This window comes from Treponema brennaborense DSM 12168 (assembly GCF_000212415.1).
GTDB lineage: Bacteria > Spirochaetota > Spirochaetia > Treponematales > Treponemataceae > Treponema_F > Treponema_F brennaborense.
Map to the genome: position 1 here is coordinate 1,735,199 of NC_015500.1, position 19,973 is coordinate 1,755,171.

The 19,973-nt window shown below is 51.2% G+C and carries 16 protein-coding genes and 5 tRNA genes; 10 read left to right on the forward strand and 11 right to left on the reverse strand.

Annotated elements, in window-relative coordinates; all coding sequences use genetic code 11:
* Positions 1-96: 96 nt before the first annotated feature.
* The 3 genes from TREBR_RS07565 to TREBR_RS07575 all read right to left on the reverse strand — a co-directional run bounded on the left by TREBR_RS07565 (position 97) and on the right by TREBR_RS07575 (position 4,606).
* Positions 97-1,146, reverse strand: coding sequence for a hypothetical protein (locus tag TREBR_RS07565; RefSeq protein WP_013758602.1), 1,050 nt, complete (start codon positions 1,144-1,146; stop codon positions 97-99).
* A 72-nt stretch (positions 1,147-1,218) separates the two neighbouring features.
* Entirely contained in the window at positions 1,219-1,431 is a 213-nt protein-coding gene (locus TREBR_RS07570; RefSeq protein WP_013758603.1) for a hypothetical protein, read from the reverse strand.
* A 37-nt stretch (positions 1,432-1,468) separates the two neighbouring features.
* Positions 1,469-4,606 (reverse strand): insulinase family protein, encoded by a 3,138-nt coding sequence (locus TREBR_RS07575; protein WP_013758604.1) that lies wholly within the window; start codon positions 4,604-4,606, stop codon positions 1,469-1,471.
* A gap of 370 nt (positions 4,607-4,976) precedes the next feature.
* Between TREBR_RS07575 and leuA the strand changes: the two genes are divergently transcribed.
* On the forward strand, positions 4,977-6,659 hold the full coding sequence (leuA, locus tag TREBR_RS07580; protein ID WP_013758605.1) for a 2-isopropylmalate synthase: 1,683 nt from the start codon (positions 4,977-4,979) through the stop codon (positions 6,657-6,659).
* Between the two features lie 144 nt (positions 6,660-6,803).
* On the opposite strand, the gene TREBR_RS07585 is transcribed toward leuA, so the two are convergent.
* The 3 genes from TREBR_RS07585 to TREBR_RS07595 all read right to left on the reverse strand — a co-directional run bounded on the left by TREBR_RS07585 (position 6,804) and on the right by TREBR_RS07595 (position 7,067).
* A tRNA-Lys gene (locus tag TREBR_RS07585) sits at positions 6,804-6,876 on the reverse strand.
* A gap of 19 nt (positions 6,877-6,895) precedes the next feature.
* Positions 6,896-6,969, reverse strand: a tRNA-Arg gene (locus TREBR_RS07590).
* Positions 6,970-6,995: 26 nt separating this feature from the next.
* Positions 6,996-7,067, reverse strand: a tRNA-His gene (locus TREBR_RS07595).
* Positions 7,068-7,342: 275 nt separating this feature from the next.
* Here TREBR_RS07595 and TREBR_RS07600 point away from each other — a divergent pair.
* The 8 genes from TREBR_RS07600 to TREBR_RS07635 all read left to right on the forward strand — a co-directional run bounded on the left by TREBR_RS07600 (position 7,343) and on the right by TREBR_RS07635 (position 15,929).
* Positions 7,343-7,897 carry a hypothetical protein gene (locus tag TREBR_RS07600; protein WP_013758606.1) on the forward strand — a complete coding sequence of 185 codons (555 nt, stop codon included), beginning with the start codon at positions 7,343-7,345 and terminating at the stop codon, positions 7,895-7,897.
* 163 nt (positions 7,898-8,060) lie between these two features.
* Positions 8,061-8,627: a helix-turn-helix transcriptional regulator gene (locus TREBR_RS07605; RefSeq protein WP_169310628.1), complete on the forward strand. Its 567-nt coding sequence runs from the start codon at positions 8,061-8,063 to the stop codon at positions 8,625-8,627.
* Between the two features lie 470 nt (positions 8,628-9,097).
* Positions 9,098-9,715: a Holliday junction branch migration protein RuvA gene (gene ruvA, locus TREBR_RS07610; protein WP_013758608.1), complete on the forward strand. Its 618-nt coding sequence runs from the start codon at positions 9,098-9,100 to the stop codon at positions 9,713-9,715.
* A 1-nt stretch (position 9,716) separates the two neighbouring features.
* The gene (gene ruvB, locus TREBR_RS07615) at positions 9,717-10,736 is read left to right on the forward strand and encodes a Holliday junction branch migration DNA helicase RuvB (protein WP_013758609.1); all 1,020 of its coding nucleotides are present in this window, start codon (positions 9,717-9,719) and stop codon (positions 10,734-10,736) included.
* On the forward strand, positions 10,711-11,748 hold the full coding sequence (queA, locus tag TREBR_RS07620) for a tRNA preQ1(34) S-adenosylmethionine ribosyltransferase-isomerase QueA (RefSeq protein WP_013758610.1): 1,038 nt from the start codon (positions 10,711-10,713) through the stop codon (positions 11,746-11,748). Before ruvB ends, queA begins: the two co-directional genes overlap by 26 nt.
* Positions 11,749-11,848: 100 nt before the next feature.
* Positions 11,849-12,391: an NADH peroxidase gene (locus TREBR_RS07625; RefSeq protein WP_013758611.1), complete on the forward strand. Its 543-nt coding sequence runs from the start codon at positions 11,849-11,851 to the stop codon at positions 12,389-12,391.
* Between the two features lie 141 nt (positions 12,392-12,532).
* Positions 12,533-12,973, forward strand: a complete 441-nt coding sequence (locus TREBR_RS07630) for a Fur family transcriptional regulator (RefSeq protein ID WP_013758612.1) — start codon at positions 12,533-12,535, stop codon at positions 12,971-12,973.
* Positions 12,974-13,145: 172 nt separating this feature from the next.
* On the forward strand, positions 13,146-15,929 hold the full coding sequence (locus TREBR_RS07635) for an ankyrin repeat domain-containing protein (protein ID WP_169310629.1): 2,784 nt from the start codon (positions 13,146-13,148) through the stop codon (positions 15,927-15,929).
* Between the two features lie 63 nt (positions 15,930-15,992).
* Here TREBR_RS07635 and TREBR_RS07640 read toward each other — a convergent pair whose 3' ends face one another.
* The gene (locus tag TREBR_RS07640; RefSeq protein ID WP_013758614.1) at positions 15,993-16,286 is read right to left on the reverse strand and encodes a Trp family transcriptional regulator; all 294 of its coding nucleotides are present in this window, start codon (positions 16,284-16,286) and stop codon (positions 15,993-15,995) included.
* A gap of 48 nt (positions 16,287-16,334) precedes the next feature.
* On the opposite strand from TREBR_RS07640, the gene TREBR_RS07645 reads away from it, so the two are divergent.
* Positions 16,335-16,580, forward strand: a complete 246-nt coding sequence (locus TREBR_RS07645; RefSeq protein WP_013758615.1) for a hypothetical protein — start codon at positions 16,335-16,337, stop codon at positions 16,578-16,580.
* A 125-nt stretch (positions 16,581-16,705) separates the two neighbouring features.
* Here TREBR_RS07645 and TREBR_RS07650 read toward each other — a convergent pair whose 3' ends face one another.
* The 4 genes from TREBR_RS07650 to TREBR_RS13650 form a co-directional block, all read right to left on the reverse strand.
* Positions 16,706-17,602 carry a TatD family hydrolase gene (locus tag TREBR_RS07650; RefSeq protein WP_041610739.1) on the reverse strand — a complete coding sequence of 299 codons (897 nt, stop codon included), beginning with the start codon at positions 17,600-17,602 and terminating at the stop codon, positions 16,706-16,708.
* Between the two features lie 247 nt (positions 17,603-17,849).
* A tRNA-Pro gene (locus TREBR_RS07655) sits at positions 17,850-17,922 on the reverse strand.
* 47 nt (positions 17,923-17,969) lie between these two features.
* Positions 17,970-18,043, reverse strand: a tRNA-Asp gene (locus tag TREBR_RS07660).
* Positions 18,044-18,181: 138 nt separating this feature from the next.
* Positions 18,182-19,972: a methyl-accepting chemotaxis protein gene (locus tag TREBR_RS13650; RefSeq protein ID WP_013758617.1), complete on the reverse strand. Its 1,791-nt coding sequence runs from the start codon at positions 19,970-19,972 to the stop codon at positions 18,182-18,184.
* Between the last annotated feature and the right edge of the window lies 1 nt (position 19,973).

The following is a 19,973-nucleotide window of genomic DNA, read 5'->3' on the forward strand; positions in this document are numbered from 1 at the left end:
TTTAAAATACGCATGAAACCGCCGAAATTCAAATTTTTCGGTAAAGGAAGTAAAAAAACGAATCCGTGGTAAGGAGAAGAGCCGGAGGAAGCACCGCTACGGCGCGGTATCGATACTGCCGTATTCGCAAAACGCGTGTTCAAGTTTTGCGTATTCGATAAGTTCCAGATTTTTGCGGCCGCGGCGGTACAATTTGATTTCGCCGATACCCGCGCCGCCGCCGAGCACGTGCAGTTCAGCGGTTGAAGCAAACGGAAGCTCGTATTTGCGCAGCATCATCTGCGCAGCGTCGCAATATACGTCGATATCGAGCAGGAAATTCTTATTTTCGGCACTTACCGTCCAATGGACGTTCGAGTCGACGGTCGTACAGTTAAACCGGACTTTTTCACGTTTTTGTACGTACGAAACGCGCTGAACGCGGTCATCGGTTTCAAAATCCGCAAAAACAGCCGCCGTGCCGGCGCACACGCCCTGAACGGCAAAGCTCGAATTTTCCAGCAATTTTCCGGAAATCAGACTTTGCAGCCGGGAACCGGAAAGATGGAAAAACGGCTCGGGATAATTTTTGCCCCACAGCAAATCGGAGTACCCGTTTGAAAGGGACGGCTTGACAATCCACTCCGCGCCGTTAACCGTAACGCTGCCGGAAAACACCGTTCTCATACCGACAACGTTCCATTTCACATCTCGCTGCAACGTAACCGGCACGCGATCCGTGTTTTTTTCCATCCGTAAATTCCACGACATCGTTCCCGCAACCGGATCGGAAACGGAACCCGCCGATTCGGTATAACCGAACGTACACGAGCCGCAGGAAAGTCTTAATTCTTTTTTTGAAACGGTCAACAGACCGGTGGGATTAAACGATTCAAAACGGCAGCCGCCGCTGCCGTACATACCGGCACGAATAACGAAATACGAAGGAACGGCGGCGGGTGTTGAAGCCGCCGAAGCGTATAAAGACGGATCGGAAACGGCAGCAACCGTGCACAGATTACTCTGCACGGTTTCCGGAGAAACGGCAGGATTCAATATGTCCAATTCAATAAAAAATGACGCAATTTCACCGGTTTCCAACTGATATCCGGTAAAAACATACCGGCACTTGCTGAAACCGCTTCTTTTCAGGATACTTTTCACCATTTATACCCACCCGACAGATATTTTTTGAATTGCAGATTTATTATCGGCAATCCGGTGATAATAAATGAGTTTTTAGAAAATTTTATTTATTGATTTGGAAATATCTTCCTGCTCTTTCGGAAAATTCTCATCGAGAAATTCAAAGCATTCAACGGCAATCTGCTGAATATGTTCATACCAAATCGTATATAATTCACTTTCCAAAGATCCCGGATATGGAGCACCCTGAACGTCCGATACGAGTCTTCTTAATTTTTCACTGCACTCTTTTAACCGCTTGTCCATAACAACCACCTAAACCTTTAGCAAATAGCCAAAGTCATTATACCGGCAAATCAATAATTTTTCCAGTCTTTTCCGTGTTTTTTCCGCAAATTATTGCGCGAGTACATTCCGTTTCCGCCGCAGAAAGCCGAATCGCCGCCGCTTTAACGTCGGATGCGGAAACGGACAGCAGCCATTTTATTTTACGCTCGCGCTGATCGTCCGTCAGCGCGTACAGGCAGCGCAGAAAACCGGTAAAGCCGCGGGAAGACGGAGAACGCGGCTGCACTTCCTTGCTGTAGCATCCGGTAACGATCCGCTCCAGCGTTTCGCCGTCAAGCAGCGTATCCGAGGCCTCCGTAAGACATTGCGAGAAAACGTCCAGAGAATGAAGCGGCTTGGGATCACGGTACGAAGCGAACGTAAACACCCGTTCTATCGCGTCTGACCAGGCGAACGCTCCGTACGCCCCGCCGACCGTGCGGATCCGTTCCCACAGCACCGAATTCGTCAGCCAATGGGCGAACACACTGTCGTGAACGGCTTCTTTGCTGCCGTACGCACTCGCTTTGCAGGCCGCGGCGGCAAAACCGACTTGAGCCGAGACCGTAAACTGTTCAAGCGCACGGTGCGCCGCACGGTGCGCCGCACGTCCGCCGGATTCCGCACGGTGCGAAACGGGAGCGTCGTGTGAAGCGCCCGCAGCAGAATCGGAGATACTGCAAGATTCACCGTCGTACGCGGCGGCGGATGCGGGGATGTCGGTCAGCGCGTACAGTTCCGCCGCAGCGTACGGTACCGGCGCAGACGGCGGCAGCAAATCACACGCGGCGGCAAAAGCGTCGAGCCGCTGCCGAAGCGCAAGAACGCCCGGTTCGTCGGCCGTCACGTGCAGAACGGTGCCCGATCGGCGCAGTGCCGCCATGATTCGGCCGAACGCGCGCGGCAGAAAATCCGGTTCTGCGTCCGCAAGCCGTTGCGCGGTAAACACCTGCGACAAGCCGTTCCATATTTCATCCAGCGCCTTCGACGGACTGAACCGGCACGAAGCGCGGGACGCGGCGTACTCGTTGCCGGAAGGAATCACCGACGCGATCATATCGTTGCGGAATTCGGCGGCAAGATCGCGCAGGCGTTTTACATCGGAAAAATCGGGCGTGCGCAGGCAATCCGCCAAAAGCGCGAGCGCGTCGTCCGCATATTCGGTAAGCATCTTAACGCGGAAAAACAGCCAGCTCCGCCCTATCACGGGATCCGCCGGGTCCGCAGACAACGCCGACTCGGGCGTACCCGACGTAAACAGACTCGCACCGAATCCGCCCGTCTTGAGCGCCACCTGCGCGGCGGATTGCGCCCATGATTTTCCGCCGAAACCGACGTTCGTAACGACGGCGGCGAACAGCGGCAAAAGCGGCAGATCGGCGGGCGCAATCGAATCGACGGGAAATCCCGCTTCGAGATACACGATACCGTTCGTCGGTTCCGTATTCAAAAACAGCGGCACGCCGGCGGCGCAGACGGTCCGAACCGTTTCTATGCGATCTATTTTGACCGTCAGATCCGAAGGTTTTATATGCGGAATGAGCGCACACGCTTCGGCGGAATCCGCCGTCTGCTGAATGCGGTGCAGCTCGGTCTGGGCCCGGCGTATCGATTCTTCGGGAACGGCGCGCGCGAGCCGTTCGGCAAGCCGGCGTTCGGCGGCTTCGCGTTCCGCCGTAAACGATTCGTCGGGATACACGCACACCAGAGAACGGTGCGCGTTTTCAAGCAGCAGTCTGCGGATAAGAGCACACACGTAATCGGGATCGGATGAGATGCGTTTTTTCACTTCATCGAACGCACGGCGGTTTGAAATCGTATGATACGGCGGTTTTCCGTACAGCCACCCGCGCAGACAGCGGCGCATGAGTATGAGCGAATACGGTCCTCCGGAACGGCGCACTTCCCGCTGGGAAAAGTCGACGGACATAACCGCCGCTTCGATATCGGCCGCATCAATGCCGCCGCTGCACAGGTTTTCCAGTACACCCGTAATTACCGATTCGACTTGCGCCGCTTTGCCGCGCGGCACGCCGCGCAATCCGGCGGTAAGCAGCGTCCAGTGCATCTCACCGTCTACGCCGTAATTCGGCGCGATATCGTCGCCCAATTCCGATTCGAGCAGGGCTTTAACGAGCGGAGAGCCGTCGTGTCCCATCAGCACTTCAGACAGAAACACCGTTTCCATAAACTGCACCGGATCGGACGAATCGCCGGTAAACCAGGTTACGGTAACCGTCGCGCCGTCGTTTCCGTTTTCCGCAGCAGGCGCCGGGAATTCCCGATATACGGGCGCTTTGAACGGCTCGGGCGGCGCAAAATCCGCACCGGCTGAAGAAAGCGTACGGGCAGCGGCAGCCGCTCCGGATACGGAAGCCGGAACGAATCCGCGCTGCTCGAAGCGATCCAAAAAACGTTCCTGTATGAAATCGAGCTGCCGACGCGTCGGAATGTTCCCGTATAGAAACAGCAGGCATTTATCCGGCGCGTACTGCTCCCGATGAAAGGCGCAAAACGCTTCGTACGTTAAAAGCGGAATTTCAGCCGGATCGCCGCCCGAATCGAGATCGTACACAGTATGAGGCAGGACGCTCCGCACCGCTTTGTCGGCCGCAATGGTATCGAAACTCGAATAACACCCCTTCATTTCGTTATACACGACCCCTTGGAGCGACACGGCGCCCGAATCGTCTAATTCGAGCCGATGACCTTCCTGGGCGAACGTCCATTCTTTTAAAAGCGGAAAAAACACCGCGTCGCCGTACACGTCCATCAGATTGAAATAATCGGTTTCGGAAATCGAAGACGCCGGATACACCGTTTTATCGGGAAAAGTCATGGCGTTCAGGAACGTTTTAACGCTCTGATTCGCGAGCCGAAGGAACGGATCCTTGAGCGGGAAACGTTCGGAACCGCACAGAACGGAATGTTCAAGGATATGCGCCACTCCGGTGGAATCTTTCGGCGGTGTTTTGAACGCGAACGCGAACAGGTTCTCTTCATCCGCACACTGCAGGTGAAACACTTCCAAGCCGGTTTTCCGATGCCGAAGCCAGATGCCCGCTGCCGAATAATCGGAAACGTCAACGCAGTCTACCACGTCGAAACCGCGGTACGAATCGCCTTTGTTCAAATCGTTCTGAGTATGTGTCATACCGGACAGTATACGCGTAAATCGTGTTTTAATCAAACGGAAGCATTACGGAAAGCAGGAATTCCTGCGCCGGTGATAATAATGCCGACGACGCTGGCGGAACGGCCTTTGCTGCTTTTGCTGACAATGCCATCGACAACGGTACCGCCGCCTAGTTTCACATCTTGACAAAAACATTGTAATCGCCGTATACTTTCTTTATGAATTATACAGCAGCTTCACTACTACTACACTCTTTTTCTCATGCCTGCCGGCGAAGTGTACGAGCTGAGTTATAGTTTCTATATCATAGGACTTACAGCCCGCTGCTTTGGAGGCAGCGGGCTTTTTTTATATGCGCATCGGCAGTCTGCAAGGAGGACAGCGATAAATGGAACATGCATCAAAGTACAAGGCATTCGGAAAAATTCCGATCAAAAACAGAAAATGGCCGGACAACGAAATTACGCACGCACCGGTATGGTGTTCGGTCGATTTACGGGACGGTAACCAGGCGCTCGCCGTGCCGATGAACGTAGAACAGAAACTCGCGTTCTTCGATTTACTGGTAAAAGTCGGATTCAAGGAAATCGAAGTGGGCTTTCCGAGTGCGTCTCAGACCGAATACGATTTTCTGCGCCGCCTTATAGAAGAAAATCGCATCCCCGACGGCGTAACGATACAAGTGTTGTGCCAGGCGCGTGAACATTTGGTCAAAAAAACGTTTGAATGCCTGAAAGGTGCAAAATCCGCCGTTTTCCATATTTACAATTCGACGTCTCCCGCACAGCGGAAATACACGTTCAACATGACCAAAGAGCAAATCGTGCAAATTGCAATCGACGGAGTGCGCTGCGTCAAAAACTGTCTGCCGATGGCCGCCGGAACCGACATCCGCCTTGAATATTCCCCCGAGAGTTTTTCAAACACGGAAATCGATTTTGCCGTTGAAATCTGCGAAGCGGTCAAAAATGAATGGGGAGCAACGAAAGAAAAGAAAATCATCCTGAATCTGCCGACCACCGTAGAGTGCGCCACGCCGAACGTTCACGCGGATCAGATCGAATATTTCGCGGAACACATCAGCGACCGCGATTCGGTTATAATAAGTTTGCACAATCACAACGACCGCGGAGAAGGCGTTGCCAGCTGCGAACTGGCGTTGCTCGCCGGTGCCGATCGGGTTGAAGGAACGCTGTTCGGCAACGGAGAGCGCACCGGCAACCTCGACGTCGTAACGGTGGCGCTCAACATGTTCACGCAGGGGGTGGATCCCGAACTCGATTTTTCAAAAATCGGTGCCGTTGCCGAAGCGTACACGAAACTGACGGGTATGCCGATTCATCCGCGGCATCCGTACGCAGGGGAATTGGTTTTCACCGCGTTTTCCGGTTCGCATCAGGACGCAATCCGCAAAGGAATGGCGGCGCGTGCAAAAATGGCGCCGGACGAATACTGGGACGTTCCGTACCTGCCGATCGACCCGCACGACGTGGGCCGCGAATACGAAGAAATCATCCGCATCAACAGTCAGAGCGGCAAAGGCGGTTCGGCGTGGATACTGGAACAGGATTACGGTATTTTCCTGCCGAAAGCAATGCATCCGGCGGTGGGCGCGGTAATCACGGCAGCGGCGGACACGCTGCAGCGCGAAGTGACGCCGGCCGAAATCTACGATATATTCGCCCGGCAGTGGCTTGCCAAAAACGAACCGCTCAAAATCCTCGATCTGGCCGAAACGCATCTTGAAGGCGGTTCCGACGCCGACGCGGGTGGCGCACAGGTTATGTGCCGGGCGTCGGTTGTCTGGAACGGAAAAACGCACGCAATCGGTGCAAAAGGAAACGGACCGCTCGACGCGTTCGTCGCAGCGCTTCGTTCGACTCCGGTTCCGCGATTTTCAATCAGTGCGTTTCACGAACACAGCGTCGGTTCAGGTTCCGACACCGACGCGATGGCTTATATCGAAATTACGACGGAAAACGGCGCAAAATACTGGGGCTGCAGCAAAAGTTCCAACATCGGGCGCGCAGGCATCGCGGCAGTTGTGAGCGCGATCAATCAGATGGCGTAACCGGACGGTTCCAGCAAGCGGGATGCTGACAAGACGGCATCCCGTTCCGGCGAAATCCGGCAACGCGGCATCCGCAAAAGAACGAACGCAAAAAAAAAACGACTTACAGCTTATTGATTAAAATAAGCTGCAAGTCGTTTTCGTTGAGCCATGCAAGGTTCGAACTTGCGACCCACAGATTAAGAGTCTGTTGCTCTACCAGCTGAGCTAATGGCCCGAAAAACTACTGACAGGGTTGCGTCCGACACGGTTCGAACGTGCGACCTACGGATTCGAAGTCCGTTGCTCTATCCAGCTGAGCTACGAACGCGTGTCTAGCAAACGTACCCGTTGAGGGGTGCCTGGTGGGTTTCGAACCCACGACAACCAGATCCACAATCTGGTGCTCTACCCCTGAACTACAGGCACCAAGTTAACTAACGCTAGTGATAATAACAGAAACGGCGGCAATGTGTCAAGTAAGGGAACGGAAATTTCGGTTTCCGCACGAGATGTTTTTCAATCGGTCATAAAACGGCTGAATTTCGGTTTTATATGGAAGCAATCTGATAAAACCATAAAAACTTACCTTTACGCAGAATCCTGTGAAAATGTATTCTTTTTGAGTATTTGGAAGTCAATAAAGATTGATTTATTTTCAATTCGACTTTATAATATAACAAATTATTTACAAGGGGTTCATCATGAGAGACATTGGAACAAGTGTATGCGCGAACGTACGGCAGCTGCAGTGGACGGAATTGTGCAACTGCATCTGCGAAACATTCCGGTTTTCAGCAAAGGAAAAGGAAGCTTTTCAAAAAAATCAAACGGCAAAGCTCATCGCGGCGCTGCCTTTTGCAGCCGAATGCGACGACGCAAAACGCACCGCCCTCGCACATCTGGCAATTTACGTAACGGAACTGCGCGGTGGAGCCGTTATCGGTGACCATACTCCCGCCGATAACGAATCCGTATACGCACGATTACGGCTGCTTTCATCTTTTAAAGGCGGGAAAAAATCCGTGATCGATCAGGGAATGAGCCTGCTTGCGCTGACTATGATCCGCGGATATGAAAAAAGTAAGTCGTACGATGCGCAGCATCACATTTACAATCCGCTGAACGACGGTTCATGGAATTTCGAGTCGATGGAACGGGATTTACTGAGTTCAATCGGCAGTAACCCGAGCAGCGCTTTACGCGAATTTGTTCAGAATCCCGCTGAAGCATGGGAATCAACCGATACAGAAAACTAGAGTCGCAATGGATCTTGATAAAAAAGTAATATGGCGATTGATCGCAGTTGCGTGTTTATTTATCTGGACGATCGTCTTATTATGGAACATAGCATTTTTTTTACCTCAAAAACCTAAGTATTTTATAGCAGGATCGGTAAATTTAATGCTGTGTATTTTATCGATGTTCGCATCCGTAATACTCATTTTTTATCCGCAGAATCTGTATATTTACGCGTTTATGTGCTGTCTGTGGGGAATTTTGAGTATTATGGATAAAGGCAGAACGAACGGATACTTGATGTTTCTGCTCGGTATGACGTTCGCCTACAATCAGGGCTTTTTTACCTACCACAAAAAAATCAAGGCGCTCGCCATATTAGGTCTGTTGTGTACCAGTAATTTGGCGCTTTTGCGGTTCGGTACGAGAGTTCTTGCAGAATCTCTTTTGGACGGACTTTTCGTCATTATTTTTTTTACTTTTATGTATTTCCTGTTCAGGGAAAAAATTGAATTATATTTTGCCGGTGAGAATAAAAAAATCAAGCTGAGCGAAAAGGAATTAACAGAAGAAGAATTGGATATTCTCAAATGCGTTCTGAACGGGCAGCAATATAAAAATATAGGTATGAATCGAAATAAAAGTGAAAGTTCCATAAAGCAGATAATGATAATAATATTCCAGAAACTCGGCATTCAAAATAAAAAAGAATTACTCGAACTTTATACAAATAACAAAATTATTTTTTAAAATTATATATTTTTAACGACAATCCGTAATATTTTTTATTTTTTTCCAAAAATCGCTGAAGTAATAACCGGTTATAACTAGTTATTTCTCATTTTTCCGTATTTACTTTGCACGGAAAACACCGTATTCTGATACTATAAATAAAAATAAATTGAAAAAGAATATTTTTCAATTTATTTTCGTTTTAAGCGATTAAGATTAATAAAGTGAAAATGTTTTTTACATTTTTTGCAATGCCTTAAAAGTGACCTATCAGATTAATACCCATAGACGGAGAGAAATCTAAAGGTAGAGGAGGTACCCGATAGATTTATAGGTGGAAAAGGATACAATAGGGATAGGGATAACGGACTTCAAAGCAGGTGCGTTCTCCTTCAATTGCCTATTGTATTCTTTTTTTTTCACACAATACAAATCACAATCCCCCTGTCAGTATTTCCACTTTTCATATTTTCCGATATACTATCGTCATGTTCAACAGCCTATACGGAACCATCACGGCAAAATTGCCGCAGACCATATACCTCGAAACGGACGGAATTGAATGGGATATAGCAGTTCCCGATACGACACTTGATACGCTGCCGCCCGTCGGCGAACGGGCGCGCGTCTACACTTGGCTTTATCATCGTGAAGACGCAGTCAAACTGTTCGGATTTGCAACGGCCGCAGACAGGCTTCTTTTTCTGGATCTGCTGAAAGTGGACGGCGTCGGAGCGAAGGGCGCGCTGAAAATAATGTCCGGAATCGCACCCCGTCAGCTCGTCGAAGCACTTGACAGCGAAGATCTTTCTCAACTGGAACGATTGCCCGGCGTCGGCAAAAAGACGGCTCAGAAAATGATGCTGACATTAAAAGGAAAACTGGCCCTTTCCGCCGACTCCGGCCGCGGTTCCGTGCAGCGTTCACCTTCGGCAGCAAAATGGCAGGACGTCATCACCGCGCTGGCTGATATGGGATACGACAAAAAAGTCTGCGAAGAAACGATTGACCGGCTCGAACCTATTCTGGCGGCAGAATTGGACGGCAAAAACAAAGCAACGCAGGAAGAACTCATGTTCCGGCGCGCCATAGTGGAGCTTGCCTGACATGAACGACATTTTACACGCGAACGTTCCGTTCGACGACGACACACAGGACACGACGCTGCGTCCGCAGCTGCTCCGCGACTTTTTGGGACAAACCTCCGTTAAAGAAAATCTTTCCGTTTTTATCGAAGCGGCCCGAACTCGGCGTGAAAGTCTCGACCACTTGTTTCTTATAGGTCCGCCGGGATTGGGAAAAACGACGCTGGCGCAAATCACCGCGCACGAATTAGGAGCGGATTTTAAAGTAACGAGCGCGCCGGCACTCGATAAACCGAAAGACTTGGCCGGCATTCTTTCAACCATTACGGAGCGGACGGTTTTTTTTATCGACGAAATTCATCGGCTCAAACCGGCAATAGAAGAAATGCTGTATATCGCCATGGAAGATTATGAACTCGATTGGGTGATCGGACAAGGCGCCGCCGCACGAACCGTCCGCATTCCCGTCCCGCATTTTACCCTCGTCGGCGCAACGACGAAAGCCGGTATGGTCTCAAGTCCGCTGATCAGCCGGTTCGGGATCGTTCAGCGCTTCAGTTTTTACGATGCGGAAGAACTTGCTTCCATTATAAGGCGTTCCGCCGGAATTCTCAACGTAACGGTAGCCGACGACGCGGCGCGGCTCATGGCCGAATGTGCGCGGGGAACGCCGCGCGTTGCGAACCGGGTACTGCGCCGGATGCGGGACTTTGCGCAAGTTATGGGCGACGGAACGATCACTCGCCAGGTCGCGGCGGCGGGACTTACCCGGCTTGAAATAGACTCGCTCGGACTGGAAAAATACGACCGCGAAATTCTGCTTTCGATTATCGAGAATTTCGGCGGCGGACCGGTGGGAGCCGAAACGCTCGCCATTTCCATCGGAGAATCGATCGACACGCTGGAAGATTACTACGAACCGTATCTTATCCAATGCGGATTGATACAGCGCACTCCGCGGGGACGCGTCGTTACGGAAAAAGCATATAAACATCTGGGACTGGAAGGAAGACCGCATGCGAACGAAAGACTTTTATTTTGATCTGCCTGAAGAATTGATAGCACAGCATCCGTCCGGTATCCGCGGGCAGGATAAATTGATGGTCCTCGACAAAGCGACGGGCGACGTCCGTCATCAGCTGATGGACGACTTACCCGACCTCGTTCCGCAAAACGCGCTTATGGTGTTCAACAATTCGCGCGTGCGGAGATCGCGCGTATACGGAATAAAAGAAAACACCGGACGCGAAACGGAATTCCTGTTTCTGACGCCGCTCGCACCGACGCTCTGGAAAACCATGGTCAAAAACGCCAAAAAGCAGCGTCCCGGCAACCGCTACCGATTCCCCGACGGCAGCGTCGGCGTTATTACCGAAAATCCGGCTGACGCAGGCACGGAGTTCCGCACGCTTTCGTTCACACAGCCGATCGAAGAACAATGGTTCGAGCGAAACGGGCACATTCCGCTTCCGCCGTATATCAAACGCAAAGACACGGAAGAAGACAGCGAGCGGTATCAGAATATTTACGCACGGGAAACGGGATCCGCCGCCTGCCCTACCGCCGGGCTGCACTTTACGGAACGGATGCTCGAAAAACTCGACTCGCGGGGAATCCGGAGAACGTTCGTTACGCTGCACGTCGGACTCGGAACGTTTCTGCCCGTCCGCGCGGAACGGATTGAAGATCATACGATGCACGAAGAAACATATTCCGTCAGCCGGGAGACCGCAGAACTCGTCAATACGGCAAAAAAAGAAGGCCGTCCCGTTTTGGCGGTCGGAACCACTTCGGTACGCACGCTCGAATCGGCGTGGGATCCGGTCAAAAGCGAACTGATTCCGGGCATCAACAGTACGCGGATTTTCATGTATCCGGGATACCGGTTCAACGTCGTAGATAAAATGTTCACGAACTTTCACACCCCCGAATCCACGCTGCTGATGCTGGTAAGCGCGTTCGCCGGCAAAGAACATATCATGGACGCATACCGGAACGCAGTGGCGCATCGATACCGTTTTTTTTCGTACGGAGACGCGATGCTCATTTTATAAAAAATCGGCGGGATTTTTCCCGAATCTACTTGACAGTTCGTTGTTATTATAATAATATCAATATTGTAATTAATACAATTATTTGTTAAGGAGTTTGATCATGAAACAATGGGTATGCAGCGTTTGCGGTTACGTTCACACGGGAGACAACGCGCCCGAATTTTGTCCTCAGTGCCACGCCACAAAAGATAAGTTTAACGAACGCGTTGAAACGGCGGGTTTTGCTGACGAACACAAAATCGGTATCGCAAAAGATTTGGATTCCGAAGTCGTTCAGGGACTGCGCGACAACTTTATGGGAGAATGCTCGGAAGTCGGCATGTATTTGGCAATGAGCCGCCAGGCTGACCGCGAAGGATATCCCGAAGTTGCCGAAGCGTTCAAGCGCTACGCACTGGAAGAAGCGGATCATGCGTCCCGCTTTGCCGAACTGCTGGGAGAAGTCGTTACCTCCAGCACGAAGAAGAACCTCGAAATGCGCGCGGCAGCCGAAGCCGGTGCGTGCGAAGGAAAGCTGATGCTCGCCAAAAAGGCGAAAACGCTGAATTACGACGCCGTTCACGATACGGTACACGAAATGGCCAAAGACGAAGCGCGCCACGGCGCGGGTTTCAAAGGCCTGCTTGCCCGTTATTTCGGTTAAGCACACTGTTGCGGCGGCCGGCTGTCACGTACGGCGGAACGGTTGCCGCAGTAAAGCAGTAAAACCGAAATAGTTCCGTCAGGGCAGTATCATAAAATCACTCAAAGACGTTTTTGAGTGATTTTATGATAGGAGATTTCCATGCAAATGATATTGAACACTGCGGATATCGCGGATAAACTTACCGAATGGGGCATCCGGCCGTCGGTGCAGCGTATACAAATTTATCAATACGTCTGTTCCAACCCCGTTCACCCGACGGCTGAAACGGTGTATGCGGCGCTTGCCCCCGTCATACCCACGCTTTCACGTACTACCGTATACAATACGCTGAAATTGTTTGCGGAACACGGTTTAGTCCAGACGCTGATAATAGAAGATGAAAGCGTCCGCTACGATGCGGATACGAGCGCACATCTGCACTTCAAATGTACCGAATGCGGCAACGTATTCGACATCGATTCCGATTATACTCCGCAGTCGTACGCGCAATTCGCCGCGGAATTACCCACCGGATTTACCGCGCACAAAATACAAGTCTGCGTGTGGGGAACCTGTCCCGAGTGCGAGCGGAAACGGTAAGAACGTTCCGCCGGCCTCTGAAATCGGCGTAATATCGCGTTTCAGGAACCGATATCATCGTATTTTTTTTACTCCATAAAATCCTTAACTCGGACCCGCTTTCGTTCGATAACAGTATTGTAGGAGTATATACATGCACAAAAAGGCATTATTCGTCATATGTTCAGTATCGATGTACTTGACGGTATCCATCGGATGCATATCGACATCGGAAACGAACACAAAACCGGTGCAGCCGGAGGAACAGTCGATTCAGCACATGATCCTTGCAGGCGACTCTGCCGCGGCGAAAGCCGCTTTTCAAATAGAAAACAATCCCGATGCGGCGGATGAACAGGGCAATACGGCGCTGCACGCGGCCGCACAGGTGAACGACGCGGAACTCGTCGCGTTTTTTTTGTCGGCGGGAGCTTCAGCCGAGCTGAAAAATAATGCCAGTGATACGCCGCTGCACGTCGCCATAAAAAACGACAGCCTAAAATCGGCACAGATTCTGGCAGCAACAGGCAATACGATTTTTGCCCGGGACGCGTCGGGAAAAACGGCGTTTGAACTGGGTATTCAAAAAAGCTCCGATTATTTCGATATTTTGATAACGAATCAGACGGCGAAGATCACGGACAGTAGCGGACAAACGATTATCCATTACATAGTTAAAAATCAAAATACGGCTGCGCTTGACAACGCGCTGCAGAAAAAGCTGCCGCTTTCAGCTGCCGACAACGGCGGGAACACACCGCTCGCACTCGCCCTGCACGCCCATACGAGCGTTGCGAGCATAAAAATGGCAGCGAAACTGCTGCTCGCAGGCGCCGTTCCCGAACGCAGTCAATACGCGTATTTTGAAGACGCCGTTATCGCCCGAAATCCTTCGCTCAGATTCGACGACGGGCAAACGCCGCTCCATTTGGCCGCAATCCAGGGGCACACCGGTATTACCGAATATCTGCTGGAACGCGGTGCCGTTACCGGCGCGCAGGATATTTCGGGCGCGACGCCGCTGCACGAAGCGGTACGCTACGGCAACACGGATATAGCCCGGCTGCTGCTGAAAGCTGGTGCGAATGTGAACGCACGGGACAACCTCGGCAAAACGCCCATTCTGCTCATTATCCCGCAAAACAGACAAGTTGAAATATATACGCTGCTCATTTCGTACAAGGCGAACATAAACGCAAAAGACATGTACGGCGACACCGCGCTCCATATTGCAACAATGAGCGGCGCGGACGTTTCAACGCTCACGCAGTTTACCGCCGCCGGCGCGGACATCAACGAGCGCAACAAACAGGGCGTTACGCCGCTGGCGCTTGCCGTTGAGCACCAGAAAACGAGTCTGGTTTCGTTTTACGCCCGAAACGGCGCAGATATCCACGCCGAAGACACGATGGGCAACACCCCTCTTACCAGAGCGCTCAAACAGGGTTCCGACATGCTGTCCAAACTGGTAATCGCGGCCAACATTGCATCCCGCGATTCGTACGGCAACACACCGCTGCACATAGCGGTTATGACGGCAACACCGGATGGCAGCGCGGCAACGAAAAACTATTCCGAGACGTTGCAAGAAGAACTCGCCTATCTGTATTCGCTCAGTTCCGAAGTCAACGCCCGAAACCGAAACGGCGACACGCCGCTTTCCATCGCCGTACAGCGGAACATCCGCAGCGCCGGCGAATACCTGCTTTCCCGAAACGCGGACGTATTTTCGGCAAATAACGAAGATTATTCGCCGCTGCGAATCGCGCTCGAATCGAATTCGGATACCAAAAATTGGCTGCTCACGTCCCAAGTCATAAAAGCCACCGACGGCAGCGGTAACACGCCGCTGCATTACGCCGCCGAATGGGGACTGACGAACGCAGTCGCGCTGCTCACCGAAAAAGGCGCGGCGCCGAACGCAAAAAATGCCAACGGAGAAACGCCGCTTTTCAACGCGATAAAATCGAACAATCCGGCAATCATCGCGGAACTTATCGCAAAAGGCGCGTCGAAAGACGCGCGGGATTATCTGGGTAACACGCCGATCCACGCGTGCGTCCGCTGGAATGCGAAAGACGCCGCCTACGCGCTCATTCGGGCGGGAACGAATCTTGACGCACAGAACATTTCCGGAAAAACGCCGCTCAGTGAAGCCGCCAGATCCGGCAAAATCGATATGGTGATACTGCTGCTCGATAACGGCGCCGACATAAACGCGTCGGACGCAACGGGAAAAACGGTTCTCATCGACGCGATTCAGAGCGGCAGCACTGAATTGGTCAAACTGCTCCTTGCGCGCGGCGCCTCTCCGCTCATACAGGAAATGTACGGACGGAACGCGTTTCACGAAGCGGCTATCGCGGGCAATCCCGAAATGATCACCATAATCCGCGAAGCCGGCGGCAATCCGCTCGCACGGGACACTAACGGCAACACGCCGTTTTCGCTCGTGCTGAACAAGGGACTCGATACTATCAAAGCGGTTCTCGGAAGCAATCCGAATCTGATAGACTCGGACAGCAATACGCCGATTCATATCGCCGTAGAAGAAAAAGCACCGCCGAGCGTGCTTACCATGCTGATAGAAATGAAATATCCGCTCAACCGGCGCAACAGTTCCGGCATGACACCGCTCACGATGGCGATTTCAACCGACGCGGATGAATTGGCTTCCATTCTGATCGAAAACGGCGCCGATCCGTACATTTCGGATAATTCGGGAGAGTGCGCGGTCTCCGCAGCGATCAAGCTGAATAAACCGGTGCTCGATCAGATCGTAAAATTGGCGGGAACCAAAACCGATATCACCGGAGAAGGAATTCTGCATTACGCGGCCCGCCTGGCCGACGAAGACACGGTAAAACGGCTTCTGTCGATGGGACTTGACCGAAGTAAACGCAGTATCACCGGAGAAACGCCGTACGACATCGCCGTTCGGTGGCAGCGCCCTGAAATTGCGGCACTTTTAAAATAAACGGCAGAACCGTTTAAAACGGACGGCGAAAACGACGCCGTCCGTTTTCAGGTAGAGCGGAAATCACTTGAGCGAATCCGCCAATTCCAGCATTTTGCGGAAAGCGCTGTCTGCCTTTTTGAGTTCCCGGGAACCGCGCGTTATTTTGCACAAACTCATACTGAACATCCGCGCGATCTCCCGCTGCGTCGTTCCCTTATCGATCTCCCGCACCAGCAGCCAGCGTTTCGCGATATCCTGCCGCTCGGAAGCGGTAAAAAGACAGCCGAAAAAATCTTCTATCAGCGTAACATCCGTCGTTGCCGCAAGCAGCTTGCACACTTCGTGCAGCCCCTGCTCTTGTAATTGTTCATCCATAGCTATAGTATACTTGCTTTCCGCAAAAAAAAACAGTATATTCTTGCAATGAGTGAATCGACAATTTGGAAAGACGAAAAATACACGGAAGTGTTTGAAGAAGAATTGCGCGGCATCGAACGCCGCATGGCGAACGATACGGCCTGTACGATCGATGACATAAAAGGAATACTCGACCATCTGTACATCAGCGAAGGAAACAACTGGGAAGGTCGCGGTCCGCTGGGAGACACCGTCATGGCGGCGACGATCGCCGCATACGAACAGTTTATCGCGGATTACCGAGCGCGCTGAGCAAACGGCACCGGCACGGCACGGACAGAGTGCACTGAACGAACGGCACCAGCACGGCACGGACAGAGTGCGCTGAACGAACGGAGTGCGCTGAGCAAATTACAGTGACAGCGAATAAAGCCCCGCTATCGCCCTATTCCGAATAAGTCACGGATATTGGCGTCTACCAGCGCGGACAGCGTTTCCGGCGGAAGATTAAGCGCGTCGGCGACGTACCGGTATACGAGTTCCACCAGCACCGGCGTATTCGGTTTTCCGCGGTACGGTACGGGCGCCAAATACGGCGAATCCGTTTCCAAAAGGAGCCGGTCGCGCGGAATGAACCGCAGCAAATCGGTCATTTCGGGCATTTTTGAACGCTTGGTATACGTGACGGCACCGGAAAACGAAACGTACCAGCCGCGGTCGATAAAAGCGCGCGCCTCGGCGATGCCGTACGAATAGCAATGAATAACGCCGCAATCGTAACCGACGTTGGCAATACAGGAAAGCGTCCCGTCGAACGCGTCACGGGAATGCACGATAACCGGCAGTCCGAATTTACGGGCCAGCTCGAGCTGCATTTCAAACAGTTCCGCCTCGCCGGTAAGCATTGCGGCGGAAAAATCGGACTCGCTGCGATTGTCCGCACCGGAAGGGTTCCAATGATGATCAAGACCGCATTCGCCGAGCGCGCACAGTTTTTTGCCTTTGAAAGACAGCAGCGTATCGGCGGAACGCGCCGCGCTTATCCGGCGTTCCAGTTCCGCAACCTGCTCGAACCGGGCGCCGATCGCTTCGGGAGCAGGCCAAATTCCCGCGGAAAAATACAATAAATCCAGCAGTTTTGAGCGAAGCGCGTCGTCGCGCACCGCAGAAACAGCGGAGTCCGCTGCGGCAAGCCGTGCGTCGAGATCGTCGCAGTGCGTTCCTATTTCGAGCGCAAAAAACGCGGAACGAGAAGCCAACGCGGAAAACGCTTCGCTCATATCGACGCCGCGCTCGGCAGTATGCAGTAAATGAAAATGGGTATCGGAAAACATAGCCGTAATAATACCGCAGACGCACGCGAAAGGCAAGCAATTCGGAAAAAACGTTCGGCCGAATACCGGGATTTTCCAAGCCTCGGGATTTTTCTGAAAGTTAATGTTTTCCCAAACACCGATCTTTTCCGAGACACAGTATTGCAACAGCGATTTCCCGTACGAGGCTTTTTCGCAATAAATCGGAATCCGGTATAAAATAAAAAAACGGTACCATTTCCGGAAAAATGATACCGTTTCAATTTTATCGGGCAGGCGGGATTTGAACCCGCGACCTCTAAGTCCCGAACCTAGCGCGCTACCAACTGCGCTACTGCCCGTTTTTCTCTCTGAAAGAGAACGCCCATCCTTGCCGGATGGGCGTTAGCGGGAGCGACGGGGCTTGAACCCGCGATCTTCGGCTTGACAGGCCGACGCGATAACCAGCTTCGCTACGCCCCCGTGATGTTTGACAATATATCATAAACGGCGGAGAAGTGTCAAGCACTATTCTTTATTTTTCCGGAAAAAATTCCTTTTCTCCGATCCCCGACGCCGGGAATTCAAAACTCCACCAAGCGCCGGAGCAAAACCGCTCAATCAGCTGACAATCAACTGATGAAGATTTTCCAGTCTGTTCGCTGCATTCTTCAGTTTTATGGCAGTCTCATTCTCTGTTGCCGTGGCACCCGAAAAATTCTCTATTCCCACGGAAATTTGCCGAACTGTCGAAACGATCTGGTCAAAAGCCGCCGACTGCTGGTAAATAATCTCTTTTATCTGAACGGCGGACTCTACGGTAACTTCCGACGATTTCTGAATTTCATTGAATTTTTCTTTCAGTAAACTTGAAAGTTCAAGACCTTCTTTTATCTTTTCCGTACCGCTTTCAGAGGTGATTATCAGAGTGTCCGACGAATGCTGAATTTCCGCAATACGCTCCTTTATCTGGTTAACGGAATTCGTAATCCCGGAGGCAAGTCGGCGCACTTCATTTGCAACGATGTGAAAATTTCTGCCGGACTCCCCTGCGCCGGAGGCCTCAAGTTCCGCATTGAACGCAATAATCCGCGTCTGATCTGCAATATCGTTGATAATTTTTACGATATCCCAGACACTGCCGATTTTGTCTCCCAGCTCTTTTATTCCGCCGATTATGGAGATATTCGCATCTGTAATTTCATTCATTTTGTCAAGATTCTGCTGCAGCGTGTCAAATCCTGCCGAAACATTCTGCGCGGTGTTTTCAGCCACTGCCGTAACGTCCGCAATTTTCTCCGCTATCCCGCGCGTCTGTGCGTCCGTTTCTTCCATAGTTGCAAGAATTTCCTTTACTCCGGTAGACTGCTCAAGCGAAGTGGAGGCGGTACTTTCAGAAATCTCGGATATTTCTTCTATTGGTTCAGCCATCGTTTTTCCGATGCCACGAATATCATCGAGAATCGAGCGGAACAGAACGACAACTTTATTCACCAGCGCAATGTTATACGAAATCTCATTGTCGTAGTCCGTAGGTGTAAGCGTAACGGTAAAAACGTCGTTGGTTATGATGTTGTTCATTGCAGACTGCAAATGATGCGTAGAGTCAAGAATACGGGATAAAAATGAATACACGGATGCAATGCAGACGACGATATTAATTGCAAGAATTGCAATCAGCCGAGGCAGTTGTTCCCGCGTAATCCCCAATGACACCTGCGCACGGATAAAACCGTTCCCTGCGTCCGAAACACTGTTGTGGAAAAAATAGCATATATACAGCAGAATGAAATTGATTGCAGAAAAAACAACGGGAATTATTACAAAGGTTATGAAAGTTTTTTCATACTGTTCACCAAACCATTTTCTTTCATCAAGAATTTTCTGATCAATTCCCTGTCCTACAAGCTCCGCCTCATATTTTGAGCAGATTTTTTTGGTATAGCTGAATTCCAAAAGACATGCTATATATGAGCCGAAATAGCAAGAGAATAAGGTGCAAAGGCTTATATACAAGTTTGATTTCAATACGAAGTAGTATCCGCAAAAAAGCAGATTGCTGCTTAGAAAAAAATAAAGCAGCGTACTAATCCTGTTGCGCTCCGGCACTTTGTGCAGATGCAGAAAAAGTTCCGTTCGCTCGCCGACGGAAAATTCCCTTATGCGGAATTCATCAATCAACTTTGACGTTCTGCCCATAATCATTTTATTCGTAATCGGAGCAAGCCCGAACTGCGCTATAAAAATCATCATGACAACGAATAGTATGAACTGCCAGTATATCCGTATATCGATATTGATGATTAATAGCGAATACGTAAGCAGAACCCAGCCGCACAGAATATTCGGCAGAATGCACACCCGTTCACACTGTGCCAAAAACGATTTTTTCTTACCAGTTTGATTGCTCATA